Source organism: Collimonas sp. (assembly GCF_035566555.1).
Lineage (GTDB): Bacteria > Pseudomonadota > Gammaproteobacteria > Burkholderiales > Burkholderiaceae_D > Collimonas.
Genome location: NZ_DATMRB010000064.1, coordinates 1 through 7,163, shown reverse-complemented (window position 1 = coordinate 7,163; position 7,163 = coordinate 1). Strand labels below are relative to the sequence as shown.

Annotated in this window: 9 protein-coding genes; 2 read left to right on the top strand and 7 right to left on the bottom strand. The window is 59.2% G+C overall.

The window, feature by feature from the left end:
- The coding region (tyrS, locus tag VNZ65_RS09005) for a tyrosine--tRNA ligase (RefSeq protein WP_325668149.1) at positions 1-591 on the bottom strand (591 nt) is incomplete at its 3' end.
- Between the two features lie 232 nt (positions 592-823).
- Between tyrS and VNZ65_RS09000 the strand changes: the two genes are divergently transcribed.
- On the top strand, positions 824-2,239 hold the full coding sequence (locus VNZ65_RS09000; protein WP_325668147.1) for a M23 family metallopeptidase: 1,416 nt from the start codon (positions 824-826) through the stop codon (positions 2,237-2,239).
- An 80-nt stretch (positions 2,240-2,319) separates the two neighbouring features.
- The gene (locus VNZ65_RS08995) at positions 2,320-3,495 is read left to right on the top strand and encodes an anhydro-N-acetylmuramic acid kinase (protein ID WP_325668145.1); all 1,176 of its coding nucleotides are present in this window, start codon (positions 2,320-2,322) and stop codon (positions 3,493-3,495) included.
- A gap of 115 nt (positions 3,496-3,610) precedes the next feature.
- Here VNZ65_RS08995 and erpA read toward each other — a convergent pair whose 3' ends face one another.
- The 6 genes from erpA to VNZ65_RS08965 form a co-directional block, all read right to left on the bottom strand.
- A complete protein-coding gene (gene erpA / locus VNZ65_RS08990) occupies positions 3,611-3,973 on the bottom strand; it encodes an iron-sulfur cluster insertion protein ErpA (protein WP_014007938.1) in 363 nt (120 codons plus the stop codon).
- Positions 3,974-4,063: 90 nt separating this feature from the next.
- Positions 4,064-4,459: a bactofilin family protein gene (locus VNZ65_RS08985; protein ID WP_098494258.1), complete on the bottom strand. Its 396-nt coding sequence runs from the start codon at positions 4,457-4,459 to the stop codon at positions 4,064-4,066.
- A 13-nt stretch (positions 4,460-4,472) separates the two neighbouring features.
- A complete protein-coding gene (locus VNZ65_RS08980; protein WP_325668141.1) occupies positions 4,473-5,207 on the bottom strand; it encodes a DUF6776 family protein in 735 nt (244 codons plus the stop codon).
- Positions 5,208-5,271: 64 nt separating this feature from the next.
- Entirely contained in the window at positions 5,272-6,309 is a 1,038-nt protein-coding gene (argC, locus tag VNZ65_RS08975) for an N-acetyl-gamma-glutamyl-phosphate reductase (RefSeq protein ID WP_325668139.1), read from the bottom strand.
- A 276-nt stretch (positions 6,310-6,585) separates the two neighbouring features.
- Positions 6,586-6,978, bottom strand: a complete 393-nt coding sequence (rpsI, locus tag VNZ65_RS08970; protein ID WP_038493344.1) for a 30S ribosomal protein S9 — start codon at positions 6,976-6,978, stop codon at positions 6,586-6,588.
- 9 nt (positions 6,979-6,987) lie between these two features.
- Positions 6,988-7,163: uL13 family ribosomal protein (locus tag VNZ65_RS08965; RefSeq protein ID WP_325668151.1), on the bottom strand; the 176-nt coding region annotated here is incomplete at its 5' end.

Genomic DNA, 7,163 nt, shown 5'->3' with positions numbered 1-7,163 from the left:
CGGGTACAGCAGTTCGTGCACCGAGATCGGCGTGCCGGCCTTGTAACGCTTGGTGAAATCTTCACGTTCCAGGATGCGCGCCACCGTGTATTTGGCCGACAGCTGGATCATGCCGCGCGCACCGAGCTTGTCCGACCATTCCGAGTTGTAGCGGATTTCAGTGCGGGCCGGATCCAGCACCAGGCTGGCCTGGGCAAAATAAGTCTTGGCGTTTTCTTCGATCTGTTCGCGCGTCAGCGGCGGCCGCGTGATGTTGCGGCCGGACGGGTCGCCGATCATCGAGGTGAAGTCGCCGATCAGGAAAATCACGTTATGGCCGAGGTCCTGCAGCTGGCGCATCTTGTTCAGCACCACGGTATGGCCGAGATGCAGGTCGGGCGCGGTCGGGTCCAGGCCGAGCTTGATGCGCAGCGGCTTGCCGCTTTGTTCGGAGCGCTGCAGCTTGCGCGCAAAATCGCTCTCGATCAGCAGTTCGTCGACGCCGCGCTTGGTGATCGCCAGCGCCTCCAGGGTGCGGTCCGACAGCAGCAGAGGAGTGTTTTCAGCAGCCGCGCCTGCTTGCGGTGATGCGGTTTGAGAATCGTGAGCCATAGGAAATAAAAATCCAGCGAAAATGAAATCTAAAAATGCTAAAAAGAGTAGCGCTAGTGCCGCCTGGACGGGAAATGCAGAGACTACAAAAGGTTACGACAAATCAGACTAGTCCTACATTCCAGCGAGATGGGCTAGGGTATAATCCCTGATCCTTTTAATCCCGCCGCAAGTCGTTCAATCAAACAACAACACAAGAATCGGTAGCAAACGGCAAATTTTAACGTATTGCATGTCTCTCAAAGATAAAATCATCAACTTGCGGTCCAGTATCAAGCCGTTTTTCCAGCAGATACCCGTCCTGTTTACTGATTCCTCACGTAAAACCCGTATTGTCTCCGCTTCTGCCGTGCTGTTGACTCTGGTCGCCTTTGGCGCGGCCGGTGTTGCTCCGCTGCCAACCGATCCGGACGACGTGCCGGTCAGGGCGATTTCCGCGGAACTGGAATTGCCCAGCCTGAGTGAGCAGATTGCCAAGCTTGAAGCCCAGCAACAACTGTACTTTGCCGAGGACAAGATGCGCGCCGGCGACACCCTCGCGGCCTTGCTGACGCGGCTAGGCGTGGACGACGATGAGGCAGCCAGCTTCATCAAGTCCGACGGCAGCGCGCGCGCCATGCTGCGCCTGAAGCCGGGCACCGCGGTGCAAGCGCAGACCAGCAACGACGGCCAATTGCAAATGTTGCGCGCCACCATGGCCGACGGCCGCGACAATTCCCCCAAGAATCTGCTGATCCGGCGCGACGGTGACAAGTTCAGCGTTGCCGAGGAAACACCGACGGTTGAACGGCGCGTTGAAATGCATACCGGCGTGATCCGCTCCTCGCTGTTCGCGGCCACCGACGCGGCCGATATTCCAGACAGCGTGGCATCGCAGATTGTCGCCATGTTCGGCACCAATATCAATTTTGCCTCTGACCTGAAGCGCGGCGACCATTTCAATGTCGCTTATGAAACATTCTGGCAAGACGGCCAGTTCCTGCGCGCCGGCCGCATTCTGGCGGGCGAATTCGTCAACGGCGGCAAGCCGTTCCAGGCAGTCTGGTTCGACGATCCGGACAGCAGCGGCCAGGGCGGCTACTACGGTTTCGACGGCAAATCGCTGAAAAAGGCGTTCCTGAAATCGCCACTCACCTTTACCCGCATTTCGTCCGGCTTCTCGATGCGCATCCACCCCATCCTCGGCAAGTGGAAAAAGCACACCGGCGTCGATTTCGCCGCGGCCACGGGCACCCCCATCCATGCTACCGCCGACGGCGTGATTGACTTCGCCGGCGTCGAGAGCGGCTACGGCAATGTCGTCATCATCAAGCACGACAGCAAGTATTCCACCGTGTACGCCCACATGAGCCGTTTCGCGCCGGCAGCGCGCAAAGGCAGCAAGGTCAGCCAGGGTGACGTTATCGGCTATGTCGGCATGACCGGCTGGGCCACCGGCCCGCATCTGCACTACGAATTCCGCGTTGCCAACGAGCCGCGCGACCCGCTCTCGGTGGTGGTGCCTACCGCCAGCCCGCTGGCAGGCGCAGAGCTGCAACGCTTCAAGACGGTGGCGGCGGACATCACCCATCGTTTCAACCTGTTGAGCGGCAGCGAAACAACCACGGCCAAACCGGCGGCAGCTGTCACCAAGTTGGCAACAAAGTAAATTTCTGCCTCCGTGCAGGATAAACATGGAACCGTTGTCGGAGCGCTAGTAAAATCAAGCGATCTCACAACGGTTTTATTATGCCTACTTCACATTCCCCCGGCGATCTGCGCAGCGATCTCTACATCGGCCTGATGTCCGGCACCAGCCTGGATGGCGTCGACGGCGTCATTGCCGCCTTTGCCGCCGCCTCGGAACAGCAGCCTGTCACCACCCTGGCCTCGGCCTACGTGCCGTTTTCAGCCGGGCTGCGCGCCGAGCTGATGGCCCTGCAGAGCGCCGGCCAGGATGAGATCGAACGCGAGGCGCTGGTGGCCAATACCCTGGCCGCGCACTACGCCGCCTGCGTCGAACGCCTGCTGGCCGACGCCGCCCTGCAGCCCACGCAGATCCGCGCCATTGGCGTCCACGGCCAGACCATCCGTCATCGTCCCGAGCTCGGCTTTACGCGCCAGGCCAACAATCCATCGCTGCTGGCGGAACTGACCGGCATCGACGTCATCGCCGATTTCCGCAGCCGCGACATCGCCGCCGGCGGCCAGGGCGCGCCGCTGGTCCCGGCTTTTCACCAGGCAGTGTTCGCCGATCCTGCGCAAACCCGGGTGGTGGTGAATATCGGCGGCATCGGCAACATCAGCGTCTTGCATGGACAGGACGCTGATAGCGAGAACCGCGATGTGATTGGCTTCGATACCGGACCGGGCAATGTGCTGATGGATTTGTGGATCAAACGCCACCAGGACAAAGATTACGATAAAGACGGCAACTGGGCCGCCAGCGGCCAGCCCTCGGCCGCCTTGCTGGCGCAGATGTGCAAGGAAGAATATTTTGCCGCCGCGCCGCCCAAGAGCACCGGCCGCGACCTGTTCCATGCTGCCTGGCTGGACAGGCAATTGAGCCACACGGCGCCATTGAAACTGCGCCCGGCCGATGTCCAGGCCACCCTGGCGACACTGACCGCCACTACTATCGCTGACGCCATTGCGCGCCACGCGCCGGCGGCAGAAACGGTGTATGTCTGCGGCGGCGGCGCCTATAACTCCTATCTGATGGTGCAGCTGGCACAGGCGCTGCAAAGCCATGGACTGAAGGCAAACGTACAATCGACCGCAGCGCTGGGGATTGCCCCCAACCATGTCGAGGCGGTCGCGTTCGCCTGGCTGGCGCTGCGTTTCGACCAGCGCTTGCCGGGCAACCTGCCGCTGGTGACAGGCGCGCGCGGTGTGCGCATTCTGGGGGCGCTTTACCCGGCCTGATAAAACCGGCCTTGGCTTCAAACCGGCATAAAAAAAGACGCTCGGGGGATCACTCCCCAGCGTCTTTTTTTACTGCTGCGTGCTGCTCAGGCCGGTACGGAAGCGGCCGGATGCATCAGGCCGAGAACGAAGAACCGCAACCGCAAGTAGTGGTCGCGTTCGGATTCTTGATCACGAACTGCGCGCCTTCCAGGTCGTCCTTGTAATCGATTTCGGCGCCGACCAGATACTGGTAGCTCATCGAGTCGATCAGCAGCTGCACGCCGTTCTTGCTCATGGTGGTGTCGTCTTCATTGACGATTTCATCGAACGTGAAGCCGTACTGGAAGCCGGAACAGCCGCCACCCTGCACGAATACGCGCAATTTCAGGTCGGGATTGCCTTCTTCTTCGATCAGTTGCGCAACTTTGGCGGCGGCGCTATCGGTAAACACGATAGGGGATGCGACTACATCTTGGATTTCAGCGACAGCATTCATTTTTGGCTCCTGCGGGGGAATACATACAATACTGCATTATAGGCGCTTGCCCGGATTCATGCAGGCAAAGCCTGAAACCGGCTACGGTTTTCAGGCAGATTGCGTCATGGCAAGTTTTAACACCGGTTCGATCACGTTTTGTTCGTGGGTCAGCTTGCCGCTCACCAGGGCGCCGCTATGCATTTCCAGCGCCTTGTAATTGACATCGCCAGTTATGCGGGCTTTCGGCTGCAATTCAAGCAGTTCCGACGAGAAAACGTTGCCGCTGATTTCGCCGTTGACCACCAGATGCGCGACCCGCACCTCGCCCTCCACCTTGGCGCTCTCGGAAATCACCAGCACGCTGGCCTGGCCGACTTCCGCCACCACGTTGCCCTTGACGTGGCCGTCGATACGCAGACCGCCCTTGAAGTGGACATCGCCCTGGATGCTGGTCGACGAACCGATCAGGCTGTCGATGGTGCTCTTTGCTTTGCGGTTGAACATGATGTTTCCCTTTTTACAAATTAGTGGTTTGCTGCGCCCGCATCTGGCCCTTGTCCATGACCTTGGCTTGAATCGCCTTGACCACAGCGCCTTCCGGCAAAGTCAGTTCGGCCTCGACCCGCTGGTAATACTTGAAATCCAGTTTGTAGGCGGCCTTGTCGGCCGCCGTCGCGCTGGCGCTCGGGAAGGTCAGCACCGTGCTTTTCCCGGCCACCGTCGCCGTCACCAGCAACTGCACATCGCCGGTGAAATTTGGCGCCTTGCCGCCCTGCATGATCAGCATGCGGTAACGCAACTGCGTCGGCGTCTGCAATTCCGCCGTCAGGCGTTGAATCGCAATCCCCTGATTGCCGGTCGCATTCGGCAGCAAACCCTCAAAAAAAGCGAGATCTTCCTTCAGCTTGGCGTTTTCGGCTTCCAGCGCCTTGATCTGCTGGCTCAGCTGTTCCTGCGCCGCCTTCTCGATATTCATCCTGCTTTCGGCAGCGTTGACGGTAGTCGAAAAGCGGTCACGTTCCGCCGTCAGGCTGCTCACTTTTTCATTCAGGTCGGCCAACTGCTGCTTGCTGACGCCCGGACTGTGGCCGGTAAAATCGCGTCCCAGGTCGTACATCCACATGGCGATGGCGCCGCCGAAACCCAGCACCACGATCAGGAACAGCGCCTTCAGCGGCCAGGGGAAATGGCTTTTCACGGTCATTCTCGGCGCCGAAATCGACATGCGCCGGACCCACAGCTTGTATTTCATCGCGCCTGGTTCCGTCGCACGCAGACAGTCGCCGGCGTAGCGGCCAGCCCCGATAGCGCTAGCATCATGGCATGACCGGCACGTGCATCAGACCAGTGGTTTCTTCCAGGCCGAACATCAGGTTCATGCATTGCACCGCCTGGCCGGCCGAGCCCTTGACCAGGTTGTCCTGCACCACCAGCACCACCAAGGTATCGCCGCCATTCGGCCGATGGAGGGCGATGCGCAATATGTTCGAGCCGCGGGTGGAACGGGTTTCAGGATGCGCGCCGAACGGCATGACGTCGACGAACGGTTCGTTCTTGTAAGCATCCTCAAAGAGCGCCTGCAGCGCGGCGTTGTCGAGCTCCTTGGTCAGGCGCGCGTAGATGGTGGAATGCATGCCGCGTATCATCGGCACCAGGTGCGGCGTAAACAGCAGGCCGACTTTCTGTTCGGTGAGCTTGCCGAGCTGCTCCACGGTTTCCGGCGAATGACGATGGCCGGAGACGCCGTAGGCCTTGAAATTGTCGCTGGCTTCCGAGAACAGCATGGCGACTTCGGCCTTGCGGCCGGCGCCGGAAACGCCCGACTTGCAATCGGCGATCAGATGTCCGGCATCCACCACGCCGGCCTTCAGCAACGGCGCCAGGCCAAGCTGCATGGTGGTCGGATAGCAGCCCGGGTTGCCGATGATGCGCGCATCCTTGATGGCGGCGCGGTTCAGCTCGGGTAAACCGTACACCGCTTCTTTCAGCAGCTCAGGGCAGCTGTGCGGCATCTTGTACCATTTTTCGAACACCGCGGTGTCCTGTAGGCGGAAATCGGCGGCCAGGTCGATCACCTTGACGCCGGCCGCCAGCAACTCGGGCGTCTGCGCCATGGCGACGCCGTGCGGCGTGGCGAAGAAGACGACATCGCATTCGGTCAGATTGGCTTTTTCAGGCGCCGAAAAGGCCAGCGCAACGCGCCCGCGCAGCGACGGATACATGTCCGCAATCGGCATGCCGTCTTCCTTGCGCGAAGTCACCGCCTGCAACTGCACCTGCGGATGGGTTGCCAGCAAACGCAGCAACTCGACCCCGGTATAACCCGTACCACCCACAATCCCGACTTTGATCATTTCTTTTCCTTGCTTGGAAGCGTTGTGCGCTTTGTCTTCCTGAACCGGATAGCCTGGCTATCCGCCGCTGCCGCTTTTTGCAGCAAGACAGTATAGGGCCGACTATTTTATCAGCCAATTGTTTGAGCTTGTTAACATTCACTACGGCAATATTTTGCCGTTATTAGCATGGCAATGCCCACAGCCAATGTTACGTACATGAAATTCTTACGCAACAAATGACAAAAAGCCGCCAGGCGCGAACCTGGCGGCTTTTCGATATTCTGAAAGCGTAGATTAGCGCTTGGAGAATTGTTTTGCGCGACGTGCCTTGCGCAGACCAACTTTTTTACGCTCAACTTCACGTGCATCACGTGTAACGAAGCCGGCTTTGGACAGCTCCGATTTCAAAGTTGCATCGTAGTCGATCAGTGCACGAGTGATACCGTGGCGAACTGCACCAGCCTGGCCGGACTCGCCACCGCCGCTGACGTTGACCTTGATGTCGAAAGTTTCGACATGGTTAGTCAATTCCAGTGGTTGACGAATCACCATCAGGCCGGTTTCGCGCGAAAAGTATTCATTCGCTGGCTTACCGTTGACGATGATCTGGCCCGAGCCGGACTTGATGAAAACGCGAGCCACTGCACTCTTGCGACGGCCGGTTCCGTAATTGTAGTTACCGATCATGTCTATTCCTTAGAGTTCAAGTGCTTTAGGTTGCTGCGCGGTGTGCGGATGGGTGCCATCTGCGTACACTTTGAGCTTCTTGATCATGGCGTAGCCAAGCGGACCCTTAGGCAGCATGCCCTTGACCGCTTTTTCCAGCGCACGACCTGGAAAACGCTGTTGCATTTTCTGGAAATTTGTTTCGT

Excerpts from the sequence above, each read along its gene's own strand:
- VNZ65_RS08995 (WP_325668145.1), top strand. The coding sequence starts at position 2,320 with ATGCCTACTTCACATTCCCCCGGCGATCTGCGCAGCGATCTCTACATC.
- VNZ65_RS09000 (WP_325668147.1), top strand. The coding sequence starts at position 824 with ATGTCTCTCAAAGATAAAATCATCAACTTGCGGTCCAGTATCAAGCCG.
- VNZ65_RS08980 (WP_325668141.1), bottom strand. The coding sequence starts at position 5,207 with ATGAAATACAAGCTGTGGGTCCGGCGCATGTCGATTTCGGCGCCGAGA.
- argC (WP_325668139.1), bottom strand. The coding sequence starts at position 6,309 with ATGATCAAAGTCGGGATTGTGGGTGGTACGGGTTATACCGGGGTCGAG.
- erpA (WP_014007938.1), bottom strand. The coding sequence starts at position 3,973 with ATGAATGCTGTCGCTGAAATCCAAGATGTAGTCGCATCCCCTATCGTG.
- VNZ65_RS08985 (WP_098494258.1), bottom strand. The coding sequence starts at position 4,459 with ATGTTCAACCGCAAAGCAAAGAGCACCATCGACAGCCTGATCGGTTCG.
- rpsI (WP_038493344.1), bottom strand. The coding sequence starts at position 6,978 with ATGATCGGTAACTACAATTACGGAACCGGCCGTCGCAAGAGTGCAGTG.